At 32.0% G+C, this 15934-nt stretch carries 10 protein-coding genes and 1 pseudogene; 6 read left to right on the forward strand and 5 right to left on the reverse strand.

Annotated features, from left to right (window positions below):
• Window position 1: 1 nt before the first annotated feature.
• The 4 genes from BBI01_RS02115 to BBI01_RS02130 all read left to right on the forward strand — a co-directional run bounded on the left by BBI01_RS02115 (window position 2) and on the right by BBI01_RS02130 (window position 7166).
• Window positions 2–2566, forward strand: a complete 2565-nt coding sequence (locus BBI01_RS02115; protein WP_065393034.1) for a hypothetical protein — start codon at window positions 2–4, stop codon at window positions 2564–2566.
• A gap of 230 nt (window positions 2567–2796) precedes the next feature.
• Window positions 2797–3882 carry an alpha/beta fold hydrolase gene (locus BBI01_RS02120; RefSeq protein ID WP_065393035.1) on the forward strand — a complete coding sequence of 362 codons (1086 nt, stop codon included), beginning with the start codon at window positions 2797–2799 and terminating at the stop codon, window positions 3880–3882.
• Window positions 3879–5360, forward strand: coding sequence for a S41 family peptidase (locus tag BBI01_RS02125; RefSeq protein ID WP_083189986.1), 1482 nt, complete (start codon window positions 3879–3881; stop codon window positions 5358–5360). The genes BBI01_RS02120 and BBI01_RS02125 overlap by 4 nt, the downstream gene beginning before the upstream one ends.
• 237 nt (window positions 5361–5597) lie before the next feature.
• Window positions 5598–7166 carry a serine hydrolase gene (locus BBI01_RS02130; RefSeq protein WP_065393036.1) on the forward strand — a complete coding sequence of 523 codons (1569 nt, stop codon included), beginning with the start codon at window positions 5598–5600 and terminating at the stop codon, window positions 7164–7166.
• A gap of 456 nt (window positions 7167–7622) precedes the next feature.
• Here the strand turns inward: BBI01_RS02130 and BBI01_RS02135 are convergent, their stop codons facing one another.
• Complete coding sequence (locus tag BBI01_RS02135) at window positions 7623–8213, reverse strand: DUF6624 domain-containing protein (protein WP_065393037.1); 591 nt, start codon at window positions 8211–8213, stop codon at window positions 7623–7625.
• A gap of 77 nt (window positions 8214–8290) precedes the next feature.
• On the opposite strand from BBI01_RS02135, the pseudogene BBI01_RS23205 reads away from it, so the two are divergent.
• Window positions 8291–8449, forward strand: a pseudogene (locus BBI01_RS23205) (IS982 family transposase); the annotation flags it as partial.
• A gap of 192 nt (window positions 8450–8641) precedes the next feature.
• Here the strand turns inward: BBI01_RS23205 and BBI01_RS02140 are convergent.
• From BBI01_RS02140 to BBI01_RS02150, 3 genes are all read right to left on the reverse strand, one after another.
• Entirely contained in the window at window positions 8642–10462 is a 1821-nt protein-coding gene (locus BBI01_RS02140) for a UvrD-helicase domain-containing protein (protein WP_165602207.1), read from the reverse strand.
• Window position 10463: 1 nt separating this feature from the next.
• Window positions 10464–12545 carry an ATP-dependent nuclease gene (locus tag BBI01_RS02145; RefSeq protein WP_065393039.1) on the reverse strand — a complete coding sequence of 694 codons (2082 nt, stop codon included), beginning with the start codon at window positions 12543–12545 and terminating at the stop codon, window positions 10464–10466.
• Window positions 12546–12662: 117 nt separating this feature from the next.
• Window positions 12663–12911, reverse strand: coding sequence for a helix-turn-helix domain-containing protein (locus tag BBI01_RS02150; RefSeq protein WP_065393040.1), 249 nt, complete (start codon window positions 12909–12911; stop codon window positions 12663–12665).
• 932 nt (window positions 12912–13843) lie between these two features.
• On the opposite strand from BBI01_RS02150, the gene BBI01_RS02155 reads away from it, so the two are divergent.
• The gene (locus BBI01_RS02155) at window positions 13844–14389 is read left to right on the forward strand and encodes a hypothetical protein (protein ID WP_065393041.1); all 546 of its coding nucleotides are present in this window, start codon (window positions 13844–13846) and stop codon (window positions 14387–14389) included.
• Window positions 14390–14479: 90 nt separating this feature from the next.
• Here BBI01_RS02155 and dapB read toward each other — a convergent pair whose 3' ends face one another.
• The gene (gene dapB / locus BBI01_RS02160) at window positions 14480–15283 is read right to left on the reverse strand and encodes a 4-hydroxy-tetrahydrodipicolinate reductase (protein WP_065393042.1); all 804 of its coding nucleotides are present in this window, start codon (window positions 15281–15283) and stop codon (window positions 14480–14482) included.
• Window positions 15284–15934 lie beyond the last annotated feature (651 nt).

Here is a 15934-nt window from a genome sequence, read left to right on the forward strand (position 1 = left end):
CATGGATATAAAATACGCATATTATAATACTTCTAAAGGCTATAAAGTCACGGGCGGTACAGCTGCCCAGTTTTTAAAGGCTGACGGGTCTTTAGATAGTACAGAGTATATTAATAGAAATTCAGAGCAGACCATAGATTCTACCAAAACGGTAGGTTTTCAGAATACGATATATTCCGGATGGAACAGATCATCAGTAGCCAATCCACAGATGGGACCAATCTCTTTACTGAATCTCGCATTGCAGGGAGCTTATCCTTTATATGGAGATGAGGAATTCAGAAACGGAAGCAATAATATCGCTATTTATAATAATGCCGGCAATGGTAATGTAACGATGACCAGAGAAGCTGCCGCTAATCTTCCGAATAGATCAGGAATGCAGCTAAGGTTCAATTACAATGGGAATGGAGCTGATCCGGGACTAGGCGGATTTATCATTGGATTTATTGCAAGAGCTAATGCCGTATTTATTCAAAAATTTATGGCTAAACTTCCTGTAGGATATACATTTAATAATGCTGAAAATTACATGGGAGCCAATGCTTCAGTCAACTGGTTAACATCAAAAGCCGGGACTGGAAAATGGGAAACTTATGTGAGAGCAGTGATATGTGGAACCGGAACCGGTTTTTCAAATGGAGGTCACGTATATGTTACAGGTCCGAATACCGCAATGGAATTCAGCTTAGCTTTTGCAGAAATTTATGAAGTAAACAGCTCGGTGTTTTCCAAAATAAAAGAAGCCTTCTATGCTAAGAATGAAACCATCCATTTTAATGGGGCAATATCTGATTTAATTACAGTTGGAGATTCATATGCTCAGAAAAAATTATTGTCTACATCATGGGATGGAAATAATGGAGACCAGGTTATACTAAGAGTTCCGGGAAACCAGGATAACGGAGCTTATCTCAGATATTCCCAGAACGGAATTTTAAATGGTAATATATCGGCATTGGGTTCAAATAGCCTGATGGGAAGTCAGGTATTCAGTTCTCAGGGAAATATGTTGCTTTTGGGAAATACAGTTTTGCCCAATATGGTATTTCAAACAACTACTAATACTCAATTCAATTATCCGGGAGCAGGTTCCCTCTATACATTCGATGTCAAGGGAGTTTATTCAGAGCGAAATATTAATTTTAATAAAGATAATACTGGAATTAATCTTTATGGTGACAGTAAGATCTATAAAAAAGCCGGCGGTGGTGTTTATATTAATAGAGGAAATAATGAGCTGGATCCTCGGGTTGAAAGTGCAGATGGATCTAAATCATGGATGATATTCCACGAAGGAAACTTTAATTCATCAGGGTATGTAACACAAGTATCTTTGAATTCTCAGTTAACCAATTATGCGGCACTTAACGGTAATCAGACTTTTACAAATACCAATACTTTTACAAAAAGTCCTGTTATCCCAAATGGAACACTGGGAACGCATGCCGTAAACAAAAATCAGATTCAACTCAATGTAGATCCTGAAATTGAAGGAGGACAAAAATTAGAGATAAGCGGAAATAATTCGGTTAATCTTACCAATTTTTTTGTGACATCAAGAGACGGGTCAAGAAATCCGGATGATATTGCACCCAATTCAACCGGCAGAAGAGTCAGATTTGATTTTATAAATGCAGGGAGTGCAGGTTTGAAAGCAGCTGGAAATTATGCAGGAGTAATGACTTACGCACCTTTTGACGGGACAACAGCCTCTACAGGAGATTCATCTTATCAATTAGCATTTGCCAATCAGACAGGGATGAATGGTTCCGGGATTCCCATGCTGAAAATGAGAAAAGGAATTGATGGAGGCTGGTCTAAAACCTGGTATAAATTCTGGACAGACGGAGATTTTTCCGGTGCAAATATTCAGCAATGGAATTATATGGCTCAGAATGGGATACAGCTCAATTCAGAATTCACAATACATACAGGATCAGGTTTATTAATTGCAGACAATTCTTTGGGATCAGGTATTGTAGATAAACCAGAAAGTAGATTGGTAGCTGTAAAAAAGGATGAATATTATTTTTATGGCTCTCAACATGAAACGTTTGATGGGTTAAACTTTAATTGGAAAAACCTATCCTTCGGAATGGGAATGGAAGCTAATATGGACGATAAGCTAACAGTAGAAGGCTCCGTAAAAGCAAGTGAAAACTTTAAATCCAAAGAGGAAAGCCCTGATACCATTTTTATTCCCAATGGTAGATTGGCTACTCTTACCAATGAAATTGTAAATGATCAATCGGATAAATATTATGCCATTAGATTAGATCCGCGCGAATATGAAATGAATACCAGCTATTTGAGTATAAATGATAAAAACAGGCTTATTCATATTATTGGTCAATCTATGAAAATGGCTGTTAATTTAGAAGAACTCTATCCAAAACAACAGATTGTCATATATAATTTTGATCAAAATAATGGTTACATGGACCTTCAGTTATTTGGAAACAGAATATATACGATTAGTGGTGGATCTTTCCTTAGGCTATATGTGACAGAATCACGAAGAATAATCATAGAGAGAGAGCAGCCGTGTAAGTTTATTCCGTAAAGAAATATTCTACGGTCTCTATTTCTCAGATTTGAACAGATAAAAAGTTATTAATTAATATAAAATGCGTCATTTTTTAAGTGGCGCATTTTGATTGTTTATAATTATATCGGTTGTAACCCTCAAATTCATTATATTGCTCCCTCGAAACATAAGAAATAACTCTGTATTATTATGTTTTGTAAACTAATAACCAGAACAAACCAAAACAAAGTAAAAACATGTGAATTATGAAGAGAAATATCAGTCTATTGCTTTCTTTCATGGTCTATTTTTCAGTAAAAGCCCAAACAAACACTTCCACAGATTCCATTACACAACGGAGTTTATTCCAAAAATTTAAACCCGAATTTGAGAAATACGAAAAGCAGCACGGTAATTATATTCAGACGGATAATGTAAAAATGCATTATTTGGAATGGGGAAATAAAAAAAATCCAACACTTGTCTGGATTCCAGGAACGTATAGCAATGGATATGAATTGTACGAAATAATAGATCAATTGGTCAAAATGAATCTTCATGTGATTGCCATTGACTATTATGGGCACGGGTTTACCCCAATTCCTTCAAAAAATCTTTCTGTTTATCACGTTGCAGATGACATCAAATTCCTTTTAGATAAAATGAACATCAAAAAAGCAATTATTGGAGGCTGGTCAAGAGGAGGGACCATAAGTTCTGCATTTTATGATGCTTATCCGGAAATGGTTCAGGCTCTTATCTTAGAAGATGGTGGTTCTGTAGCTTGGGACTTTCAGGCAAAGGCAGCTAATATTGGGAAAGATATTGAAGAAACCAAACAATATTATGTCAACAAAAAAGAAATGATTTTTGACAACGAGTTTGATGCTTATTGGTTTATGTATAACAATTGGGGAATAAAAGGGAAAGAAAAAGAAAAACTGAAAAAAGAAATTTTTACTTCTTATGCCCGCATCAAGAAAAATACTAACGGGAAGTATGAAATAAATCCAGGTGCAGAAGAACTTACCGGCGAAAATTCAGCAGAAGAAAATATTGCCATCATTTACACACCCTTTACTTCCAAAACAGCTTTCGGTGCTTCAACACATCAGCTAAACCCAAAAATTATTTATCGAAACCTCAATAAACCTTTACTTATTTTAGACCCTGTGAGTAAAAACGATTGGTTCGATTTTAAAGAAGAAAATGATAAGCTTACAGAAGAACATAAACCTTTTATTGTTCATAAAGTATATGAAAATACCTGGCATGGCGTAAAAGACGAACGCCCGAATGACGTAGTGAACGATATTAAAACATTCTTATTAAACAACAAGCTTATCAAATGAAATTTCGACCTTTCATAACTCTAGGTTGTAGAGTAAAGAAAATATTTAAGATAAACGTAAAGACAGTATTACCACTTTTATTGTTTACAGCCAATTTTGCTCTTGGACAAAATACAACATTAAAAAACCTGGGGTTGCTTGACAAATCGTTGAAAAAAGACAGTGTTATTGCCGAGTTTGCAGAACTCTATAATCTAACGAACACAATTCATCCAGGGCAATTTATGTTTTGCTCAAAAAATGAATTTGATAAAACCTATTTATCTTTAAAAAACTCTATAAAAACAGATCTTTCCCTTATAGAATATTATAAATTGACAGCCTCTTTAATGGCAAAAATTAAAGACGGACATACAGCTGTTGATAGGGGGCGAATTATTGGTTTACTCAATGACAGATTAGTTTTTCCATTCAGCATCTATAAAATTAGGGACAAGTATTACTTTAATAAATCATCTCAGGAAAATAAAGAATATACCGGGTTAAGAATTTTAAAAATAAATGGGAAAGACATCAATGCTGTGGTAAATGAAATGAAACAATACATTCATGTTGAAGGCAGAAATGAAACAGGATTAAATGTAAGATTCAGTAATTTTCCTTTCTATTATTTCATTTACAACCCAACAGAAAAATTTGAAATTGAATATGCAGATCGTAACAACCTTAAAATGAAAGAAATATTTAAGGGAATTACATTTAAAACCTATAGTAGTATTGCAGAAAAAACAGCACCCTTAACAACAGAGTTCCGGACAAATGATTTAGCTGTTTTAAAATTCCGTTCATTTGAAAATGGGTATAATGAAGCCGACAGAAAAATAGCAGAGAAACAGTTAGACCACTTTTTTACACAACTTGACAGTTTAAAAACTAAAAACTTAATTATCGATTTACGGGATAATAGCGGTGGCTCTGCAGATATTGCCAATTACCTTTTTTCATATATAAGCAGCACCCCTTATTACTATTTTGATTATATGGGAGCAAAATATAAAAGCGTAAAAGATTGGAAGCATTATGCTCAATATCCAGACAATATTGAAGAAATAAACCTGAACGAAACAAAACTCAAAGACGGATTGAACTGTTACACAGAAACCAACAGTACAGATTGGTGGTTTAAACTTCAACACAACAAATCCAATTTTTACAAAGGAAAGATTAGCGTTCTGATCAATGGCGGATGTTTTTCAACCACCGGGCATCTGTTAGCACTGATGAGAGAACATAAAATCGGGAAATTTTACGGGGAATATTCACAAGGAAGCAATTACAGCAATGCAGGAGGGCAGGCATTTATTTTACCGTATTCTAAAACACTGGTTTGGATCCCTACTTTTCAATACGGAATGAGAACTCCTCATTTCATCAATGATCCAAAAGGAATTAAGCCGGACGTTGAAATACAAACAGAATCAGATGATCTGAGAACCGGATTTGACAGGCAAATGGATTTTGTGATGAAGCAATACTAATTTGAGTAGATATTTAATCAGGTCTTTTATGTGAACAGAATGATTATGAAAATGTGTAAACGATTGTAAAGTGATTTTTATTTTTTAGTTTTCATGATGTCATCATACAAATGATCAACTACTTTCTCTAAAACTTCTCCAATTTCATGCTATATTTAACCATCTAAAATCTAAAACAACCTCAGCTTCAAACAATAAGAAGTTAGTGGCGATAAAACCATGATAAAATTATCAATTATGACAAAAACGAGATGGTCTCTATTCATTTTTACAATTACTGCATTATTTTCAAATAGTAATTTATTTGGACAAATAAATTCTAAAGAAGTAGATGCGCTTGTTATTAATGCAATAAAAAAGTTCAATGTTGCTGGAGCAGCCGTGGCTATTGTAAAAGATGGAAAAATCATTCATAAAAAAGGGTATGGTATAAAATCAATAGACACGAAATTACCTGTTGATGAGTATACAAATTTTGAAATAGCTTCGAATAGTAAAGCTTTCACAACAGCTGCTTTATCAATTTTAGTAGATGAAGGAAAAATCTCCTGGCAAGACCCTGTGAAAAAATACATTCCTGAATTTAAAATGTATAATGACTACGTCACTGAGAACTTCACTATAGAAGATTTGTTATGTCATCGCAGCGGACTTGGTTTGGGAGTAGGTGATTTAATGATGTTTCCGGATGGTACAGATTTTACGATCAAAGATGTTGTGAAATCTTTTCAGTATTTTACCCCTGTTTCAGGATTTAGAACACAATTTAATTATGATAACCAGCTGTACTTGGTTGCTGGGGAAGTAATTGCAAGAGTAAGTGGAATGAGCTGGGAAGCTTTTGTTCAAAAACGCATTATGGAACCTTTGCAAATGAAAAATTCGTTCAGTTCTGTCAATCAGGTAAAAGATATAAACTTAATGGCAGTCCCTCATTCTTCAGAATCAGGAACCTTAAAAAAAATATCTTTATATGGAGCAATGATTAATGGAGCAGCCGGAGGAATTGTTTCCAATGTTGATGATATGTCGAAGTGGATGCTTGTGCAATTAAACAAAGGTAAATATGGTCCTGCTTTGGATAAAGAACTCTTTACAAAAGAAAGACAAAATGAAATGTGGACCATACATACTGTGGATCACGTGAATCCTAATCCAAGATATAACCAACATTTCAATGGATATGGCTTGGGCTGGAATTTATCTGATATAAAAGGAAATCTGAGTGTATCACACACGGGTGGTTTGCCGGGAATGCTTTCTATCGTTACTATGATTCCTGATCTGAATTTGGGAATTGTTATTTTGACCAATACAGAAAACGGAGGGAGCGGTGTTTTCTCCGCAGTTAGCCAAACCATTATTGATAGTTATCTAGGGCTTAATGATTTTGGGTGGGTAGATAAATATGCAGCCTATTTTCAATCGAAAAAAAGCAGTGGAGATGAGGTTACCAAAAAAGTTTGGGAGACAGTAAGCAAAGCAAAGAATACAACCATAAAAAATGAGGATGTAATTGGGATATATGAAGATAAATGGTTTGGAAAAATTGAAATTTTCTCTAAGGGAAATCAATTGTGGTTTAAATCTTTTCGCTCACCAAAGCTAAATGGACCTATGAGTTTTTATAAGGCAAATACTTTTGCCATTCAATGGGATTATAAAGATATGAATTGTGATGCATTCGCTATGTTTAGCTTAGATGAAGAAGGCAAAGCACAAAGTATAAAGATGAAAGGGATATCACCTAATATAGATTTTAGTTTTGATTTTCAGGATCTGGATTTTCAAAAAATAAAGAACTAGTATACCTGGATTAAAAGAGTAAACTGAAACTTAATAATTATCCCAGTCACCAAAAGAAGGTGTAATTAAAAAAGAACGTGGGCAGCTAGGTCCACATTCTTTTTGATAGAGCTCCAAACTTGATTTTCCTTATATGAATATAGGTTTGAAGGATTATTAGATCATAAATTTTGTGCTGAAATTTCAAGAAATTTGTAAAAATCCAACTTGATACTGATAAGAATAAAAATGGCGCTACTTGTCTTAAAGTAGCGCCATTTAGCTTTTGGTGAGCTTGACAGGATGCTATTCAAACTCTTTTATGACTGATATAGAAATTATTTTACGTGTAATTTGTTGATAGTTAGCATTTTGTATTATACTGCTCTAGGTTGATGTTTTTTAATAAAATTGATGTAAAAGACACACTCTATTTAATGATGAACGGAGTCGTCTACGTGATTATATGTTGTGTTGTTAATTCGGCTTGAACTGAATATTGAAATTCTTTAAATAAACCTCTATTGGTTCCATTCCCATTTCTTTTCTTCTTTCGTTCACCGTTTCAGGATTTTCTAATTCATACAATTTACCATTTTCTATTTGTGAACCATATATTTGGGGGTTTCCTTCATCCATTAAAATCCTATCTTTCATCAATGCATATTGTTGTTTAGATAAGTCTCCATTTTTTACCGCTTTCTCTATTTGTGGAAAATACTTTTTTCTGATTTCTTTAGTAGTATGTTGCAGTCCCAACCAGATTGCATCCATTTGTTTTTGACTCACTTCCTTTAATGTTGGCATACCACACTTTTCAATAATGCTAATCACTAATTCTTGATTCCTATGGTCTTCTTTAGCGTATTTGATGAGTTCATTTGATTTTCTAATCCTTTGGTCACTTTCTAAAACTTCGCTCAAGATTTGACGTTTTTTGCTGCAATCGACTTCAATAATATCTACTGAACCTACATAGACAAATTTATCCCTATTCATATAAAGGAATATTGATATCATTAAAACAAGAGCGGCTAATATGCTAAATAATATTTTTTTTATTTTCATGTTTATTTCATATTCCAAAATAGATTGGCCATTTTGGTTAAAAATTAATTGTAAAAATAGAAATTATTTTTAAGTGTCGGAATAAAATAGGTAAAGATGAACAGTATTGTTATCCAAACAGAGGTTTTTGCGCATCACAGCAAATGTTTTTTTATGGCTACAAAATTCATGTGGTTTGTTCTGTGAACGGTGTTTTTCAAAGTATAGCCCTAAGTCCGGCATCTATTCATGATATTCCCTGCTGTGCAAAGTCTCCTGACTTTGAGCTCGTAAATAAGGCTGCTTTTTTTAACTTGCTCCGAAGTCAGGAGACTTCGGAGAGTGAGGATATTTTTAATTTCCGATTTGTAAATTCTCCCGACTTTGAGCGGTAATTAAGACTATTTTCTTTAAAATTGTTTCAAAGTCAGGAAAAATTCATAAAGATTTTAAATGAATGATTGTAAATCAATGATATTGTCTTGCCCAAACCATTTTTTTATGTTTTCGAGTGCTGCATCATCAATTTTAGATAGCATCAACACAACTAAATTCTCTTTTGCTCTAGAACATTCTACATAAAAAAGGTTTCGTGTACGTAATTTTCTTTCTGGTTTTTCTTCTGAGTCATTAAAAAAATTATTGAAGTTATATTCTTGTTTCCACTCGGTATCATCAATTACAGTTAAAACGTTTCTATATTCGTCACCTTTGGTTCCGTGCTTGGTAGAAAAGACAGTTTCATTTTGTATATGTTTCCAGAAATTTAAAATTTCTTTATAAGGTAGATTTATAAAGGCTTCATAGAATTTTTTGTCTTTTTCAATTTTTTCTTTATTGTCTTGGTCTAATTCTTCTGAATTTTGATGTATCCTTTTTAAATATTCATCCAAAGAATTTGATGAAATTATTCCTTTATCTAAAACAGTTTTTAAAACTTCTTTGATTGTTCTTGTTCCTCTATTATTATTTAAATCATCTAAAGTTTCAGATATTATTTTCTTTTTATAATGTTTAAATTCACTTAATAGAGTGCCATTTTTTTTAATAAATCTAATTACTTCATTATGGTTGTTCTGATTCCAGTAAATTAATAAATGCTCTAATCCAACTGGTCTTTCCTGCGAGTTTTTCTTATCAACATAACCAGCAACTAATCTTATAAGAATATGATTTCTGTCTAAAAGCCGTTCTTTAACAGACTGTGTGAATCTTTGAGAAAATAATTTATAAAGATTCGAAAACCCTGCTCTTTCTGCTATACGACTATTTGCTAGAACTAGAATTTTGTCTGATTCTGTATTAAAAACCCATCCTTGCTCTATTAATTTATTTACAACTTTATCATAGAAATCATTTTTGAAACTTTTTAATGAATTTTCAAATTCAGTTACTTTTTGCTTTTCTCCTTTTTCAGGATGATTTTTCCAATAAAGAAATTTAACTGAACCTTGTATTTTTTTTTGAGGCTTCTGTTCAATATTTGTTCTGAAGCTATTTAGCAACTTTACAACTTCTTTTGAAGATCTATAATTTTCTTCTTTTTTAATTAATACTAAAGTTTTATTCTCTCCTGCGTAATAGTTTTCCAGATTCCCAACACCTGTATCATAAATTTTTTGATGAGAATCCCCATAGAAACCTAATACAATAGATTTTTCATTCCTTTTTAATAAGAAATCTATTAGAGTTTGTACTGTATCTAAAGACGTATCTTGATATTCGTCTATAAAAATATATGGATGTTTTTGAGCTACAATTGATGTTAGTAGAGAGTAATTTTCAAAAAGCATTTTAGCCAATTCGATAACATCATCATGATGTAACTCTCCATTTTCAAAATCACGGTAAGAGGAGTCATTATAAGATACTGTTTCAATATTACTAACTCGGTCTTTTAAGTTTTTAACATACTTAGACGTTTTATCATTATCAATGTCTTCTTGATATCTTATTTCGTTGAGTTTACATAATTCAATTTTAAGTTGTTTTTGGAATTGTTTTATAGATTGCCATAAAAATTCGTGAATTGTATATACATTAACCAAATCATTAAATTCAATTCTTTTGATAATTTCATTCTTAGCTACATTGGTATATGTAATACAGATAATACTTTGATTATTCAAGTTCAAAGTATCACCTTGTAATTCAATTAAATGATTTAATGTTTGGATTAATAAATATGTCTTACCTGAACCAGCACCAGCTTCAACAACAAAACTTGATTTTTTATCAATACATTCTTTTACTTCGTCAAATGCTACCATTCTAGTCAATTTTTGTAATTTCCATGTGATCATTTTTTGCTAACCATTCCAAACCTTCTTTAATATATTTGGGGACTTTCCATTCAAGCTTAGTTAAATTTTCATCAAAAGTCATCAAATCGAAAGTGAAATCTGTTTTTTGTTTAGAAGATGGGTCTACTTCTGATTGATCTTTTTCAGTATCCATATAAATTAAGTCATCTAAATTTCTAAGTTTTTGATAAGAAAAAGATTTATACACATTTACCTCTACGTCTTCTTCAAAAGAATATTTACTTTTAAAAAATATTTGATTGCAATTAACAATTGCATTTTCCAAGCTTCTTGCAACAAATTTTTCATTATCTTCAGCAATTTGGAAAGCGACTCTAATGGTTTTGGATTCATCTAATTTTTCTTCATAAGCTAAAGCTAATAGTTCTGAAATTTTCGTTTTCTTAGGAAGCCATATAGATAATGTTGAATTACTTGTATTTGCATCAGCTTTTAATACATGACAGGACTTACCTGTGATAGAATCAACAGAATCTATATCAGTTATAACAAGAACTTTTGTATTTAGAAATTTAAAAAACTCTTTAAATTTATGAGTATAAGCTCCTCCTACTTCAATAATTGAAACATATTCATTTTCCAATTCTTTAGCAACTTTCTTTATAAACAAAGGCATCAAAAGTTTTTCGGTGATACCTTCAACCATAATTACCTTATCTGCAAAAAATAAATCACATTTGTTTAAGTTTAAATATTGTTTCAAAAATCTAAAGGTATCTTTATTAGTTTCTCTATGCTTAAAGTCATTAAAATCCTTAACCTCGACAATATTTTTATTGTCCTTTTTGAATTTGTTGAAATATCTAATTCTCTCAAAACTCCTTTTCACATTTAGACCTGCTTCAGCAATCATATGAGAAGAATGAGTGCTGACAATTAATTGCACTTGTACTTTGTCTTCTGATAAAGTTTTTTCAATAGTTTCTCTCACCTGTTCAACAAATACTTGTTGCATCTGTGGATGTAAATGCGCTTCTGGTTCTTCAAGAAGAATGGTTAAGATTTCAGTTTCATGCTTCGCTTTATTTTTTTTAAAATTTTCGATAAAGGAAACAATTTTTAAAACCAAAAAAATTAGATTACTATATCCTAATCCATTATAGTTTTCAGGAAGTTCAATATCACCATTTTTGTAAAAATATTTTATATTATTTTTTATGATGCTCTCTGGGTCAAATTTAGATTTTAGTATTATTTCAGGAATATTTATTTCCTTATCAACCCCGAATGATTTAAGCTTTTCTAGAATTTTTTCAAGGACTTTTTCATATTTTTCATCCAATTCGGTAGATACATTTTTTAAAGTATTCTTAAGTGCCTCGACATCAGCATCCTGATCACCATGAACATTTTGATAATAATCCGAAAATCCAACTGCTAATGATCTATTTCTATCTGTCTTAATGTCATCTAATTTTCTAGATGCTTGAATACTTTCAAAATATAAAACTTTTGAAATTCTACTTAAAACATTATCTTCTATTAAGTTATCTCCTCCAAAAAGACGTGTGGAATAATATCCAGTAATATTTTCATTTAACCATTCAATTAATCTTATGTCTTGATTTACTCTGTTATGAAATGTTTTAAACAGATTAATTGTATCACTAGGTTCATGTTTAAAGAGTATTGTTGCTTCTGTTTTTGAATCGTCTAAATCAGATATAAAGTCGCTTATATTTATTAGAGAATCTTCATTTTTATTATACTCAATTTTTATTTCTAGTGTAATTCTGGGAATATTTAAGATAATTTCCTTTTCCAGTCGATCTCGTTCAACTTCGTCGACTTCAACAAGTAATTCATCTTTAAATTTTTTGTAGCAATTTTCAAAAATTTCATAACTATTTTGAGAAAAATCGTGAAAGGAAATTTTATATTTTCCTCCTAGAAATAAGTTAATGATTTCAAAAAGAGAAGTTTTTCCAGTGTTATTTTTTCCAACAATTAATGTTATATCATCTTCTATATTTATTGAAATGTTATCTAATAAACGAAAGTTGGTGACTGAAATTTTAGTTATTTTCATGTTTAAATATTGTGGAAATAGTTTTTAGTATTTTATAAAACATAAAAATAGTAAAAAGCCAAAAAATCTCATTACGGATTTCCATAAAAATAAGAAATCCCAACTCTCATCAGGATTTTATTTGTTTATTTTTCTAAAAAACTCTTCTAGAGTAATTTCTTTCTTTCGACAAATTTTTGCTAGAGTTTTTATAGACATATTGTACTCGGTTTTTGCAGTTCCTAGGGCAATATTTTTAATTTTCCTAACAGTACTTTCTTCAATGTCACATTTAGATGCAAAGTCTCTCTGCGATTTTGCTTTCGAAACCCAGTTTGTGTAAATGTATTTGCAGATGGCAATAGTTACTTCGTTTTCTTCGTCCATTAAAACAAATTACGAGAAAGGTGAAAAAAATAATGCGGTTTTCTGTGCGCAATAATGAAAAATAGTATTATATTTGTCCAATAAGCTACAAAAAAGGTAGCTTTGCGATACTTCAAAGAATAATAGAAGCTATTGCTTAGAATCTTGTACTAGAAAACTGGTAATTTTTAAACACACAAGACGATAAGCAGGAAGCTCACGACCTAGGCGTGGGCTCTCTTATCTGTGTGTTGGGTATACCAGTACCTCTAGTTCAGATATTGTAGAGTCTCATGCCGTTTTTATTTCATGCTGTTCTGCTTTTCTACAATCATCTTTTTCTAAGCTGCTTCATTATATAAAGTATCATGATAGGGTACAGTGGAGTGTACAATCCATTGCGGCTTCAGGGCTTTCACGGGAACACAGATTTTATTTCTATTCATCATTTACCATACAATTCAGCGTACATCGGTAGGCTGATGGTTTCATGCATTCTAAAAATACAAACAAATGAAAAAAAACATTAAGAAAAATGAAGGATTTAAGTAAAAAACTTGTTTAAACTTTTTAAGCTTAACCACAAAAGTCACAAAAGCTATTTGTGCAGATTTAAGATATAATAAAAGTTCTCAAAAGAATAAAAATCAAAGATTTTTAAAGGCTTATGTGAACTTCTATGCGCAAAGTAATTAAACTTAAAAATTACTAAAGTGTTTAAAATAAATCTTTTGTGACTTTTGTGGTTTAAAAAAATAACTTCAGCTATGATCTTAACTATTCTTAATCGCTTAAAAACCTTAATGGTTCAAATAAAAGCACTGCTCAAAATAAAAAATAGGGGTTGTGTAGATCTAACTATTTAAACAGGCTGATAAATATCTGCGTTATCTGCAAAATCAGCGAGAAATTATAAAAAAGCATAGTAGACCATAACATAAAAAATACAAACAATGAAAAAGATAAAAACAGATTTCAATCCCCGGTTTCGGGCAGGGAAGAAACGCTCAGGGGTACAGCTGATGGAAACTTTCTTTCAATTCAATGAGCTGGATATTTCCAAAGAAAGGCTCAGTAACATAATGAATTATGCCGTAAAGAGGAATAGCTGGATCAATGAAGATCCGGCGGAGATATTTGAGTTTTACCAATCGATGAGGTCGTTCATCCGGGCAGGCTATCTCATCATGCTGAAGGACAGAAAATGGACTGTATATACCAAGAATGAAAAGATTTCTCCGTGGGTTCTTGGCTTGCTTTCGGAGAAGGAATATCGGAATCCACTGCTGGTTTTCAAAAAAGCATTCAGGGAATACACCCTCAAAGAATTTGATTATTTTATGTCTGGCATCGTCTATTTCTCAATGGGTGTCTATAAAAATCTCCCGGAAAGGAATATCGTGATGCCCTACATTCATACCGTTAAAATGCTGGATGCCGCTCACCTTATTCTTCAGAGAAGGAGAGAAAAGAAAATGACCGGCACTCATTCAGGGTAAAAAGATTAATAAAATAAAAAATCGTTACTTTTTTAAGCAACGATTTTTTTTTATTGGTGGCGAAACAAGCGTATCTTCAAACACGTATTGTTAAAATTCCATGATTGAGTCTAATCCTCTTCGTAACCCTTTGAAAGTATCAATATTTTTGATGGCAAGAAGTACTCCTTTTACATAGGGCTCCGCACTTTCTCCGGAATCATGTCTTAGTATTAATTTTTCTCCTTTGAGTCCAAAAATAGTTTCAACGCCGAGCGTGTGACCTGGCAAACGAACAGAATGAACCTGTATCCCGTTTATTGTTGCACCTCTTGTTTCTTTATTTCCTATGGTATCATCTATGGCTACAGAGAGTTCAGGCTTTTGAACTTTAGAAAGACGATAAGCCAGTTCTGCTACTGTTCCGCTTGGTGCATCAATTTTTTTAGCATCCGCATAGTCAATGATCTCGTAGTGAGGGATATATTTTGCGGCCATTTCAGCAAACTTTTGCAATAAAACAACAGTGAGTGCAAAGTTCCCAGCAGCAAGAACAGAAGTGTTATTTTCATTGGCAATACGTTCTATTTCTTCGTAATCTTTATCTGTAAGCCCTGAAGTTCCAATGATGACTTTTTTGCCTTTTTGCAAAGCAGTGAGGATATTATGCTTCGCGATCACCGGTTTGGTAAAATCTACAAGAATATCAAATTCTACATTTTCTATTGCATCTTCTATAGATTTAAACAATGGTATATTGTTGTCCGATTTTAATGACAGAATCTCTGACAGATTTTTCCCATCTTGAGATAAAGAAAGTCCGCCTGTTAATATCATTTCGTTATTATTAAATATTGCTCTGCTAATTTCAGAACCCGCCCATCCGGTGGCTCCCGCAACAAAAACTTTTTTCATAATATTATTTTTTATGTATTGAATGTTATTTTTACTATTAATCTATCTCAAAGATAGCTTGAATTTCAACAGATAAGTTTCCAAGTATTGAATATATAACTTCCTATGCCTTTCCCTTTGAGGAATTTTTATCTTTTAACAGTAAATACTTACTATAAACTCATCTAATTATAGAAAAGTAGGAGGTGTATCTATTTTGTAATACAAATTTACAATTGGCGTTTTTATTAAATTTGCCAGAAATGTTATATAAAACGCCAAAATAAAATGGGAGTATTAGAAAAAAGGTGAGTCTGATGATGAAATTAATATGGCTCCTCATATCTCATGTATGGTAAGAGAAAGGCTGACAGATGATGGCTATGATCGTACTAACCCAAAGATATCAGTCGACTTATGTTGAAGAGGGGAGCCGTATTTTCACATTGAAAATAAAATCTATTTGGTTCCACAAATTACTTAATTTGGATCCTTCAGGCAAAAGAAATAAGCCTTCAGCTATTTATGCTGTAGATAGGTTTGTAAAGTGTTTTGTTTGTTTTTAATTGATAGATTTTCAATTGTTTATATTAATATTGGTTTTGCTGTGAGCTAAACTAGATGCAGTATTCTTATTGAAAAGTAGCATATTATTTGTTGCTCTTTAAAAAA

Origin of the sequence: Chryseobacterium artocarpi (assembly GCF_001684975.1) — a bacterium.
Taxonomy (GTDB): Bacteria; Bacteroidota; Bacteroidia; order Flavobacteriales; family Weeksellaceae; genus Chryseobacterium; species Chryseobacterium artocarpi.

Bases quoted from the DNA above. Each gene is read 5' to 3' on its own strand.
- BBI01_RS02115 (WP_065393034.1), top strand. From the start codon at position 2: ATGGATATAAAATACGCATATTATAATACTTCTAAAGGCTATAAAGTC.
- BBI01_RS02120 (WP_065393035.1), top strand. From the start codon at position 2,797: ATGAAGAGAAATATCAGTCTATTGCTTTCTTTCATGGTCTATTTTTCA.
- BBI01_RS02125 (WP_083189986.1), top strand. From the start codon at position 3,879: ATGAAATTTCGACCTTTCATAACTCTAGGTTGTAGAGTAAAGAAAATA.
- BBI01_RS02130 (WP_065393036.1), top strand. From the start codon at position 5,598: ATGACAAAAACGAGATGGTCTCTATTCATTTTTACAATTACTGCATTA.
- BBI01_RS02135 (WP_065393037.1), bottom strand. From the start codon at position 8,213: ATGAAAATAAAAAAAATATTATTTAGCATATTAGCCGCTCTTGTTTTA.
- BBI01_RS02140 (WP_165602207.1), bottom strand. From the start codon at position 10,462: ATGGTAGCATTTGACGAAGTAAAAGAATGTATTGATAAAAAATCAAGT.
- BBI01_RS02145 (WP_065393039.1), bottom strand. From the start codon at position 12,545: ATGAAAATAACTAAAATTTCAGTCACCAACTTTCGTTTATTAGATAAC.
- BBI01_RS02150 (WP_065393040.1), bottom strand. From the start codon at position 12,911: ATGGACGAAGAAAACGAAGTAACTATTGCCATCTGCAAATACATTTAC.
- BBI01_RS02155 (WP_065393041.1), top strand. From the start codon at position 13,844: ATGAAAAAGATAAAAACAGATTTCAATCCCCGGTTTCGGGCAGGGAAG.
- dapB (WP_065393042.1), bottom strand. From the start codon at position 15,283: ATGAAAAAAGTTTTTGTTGCGGGAGCCACCGGATGGGCGGGTTCTGAA.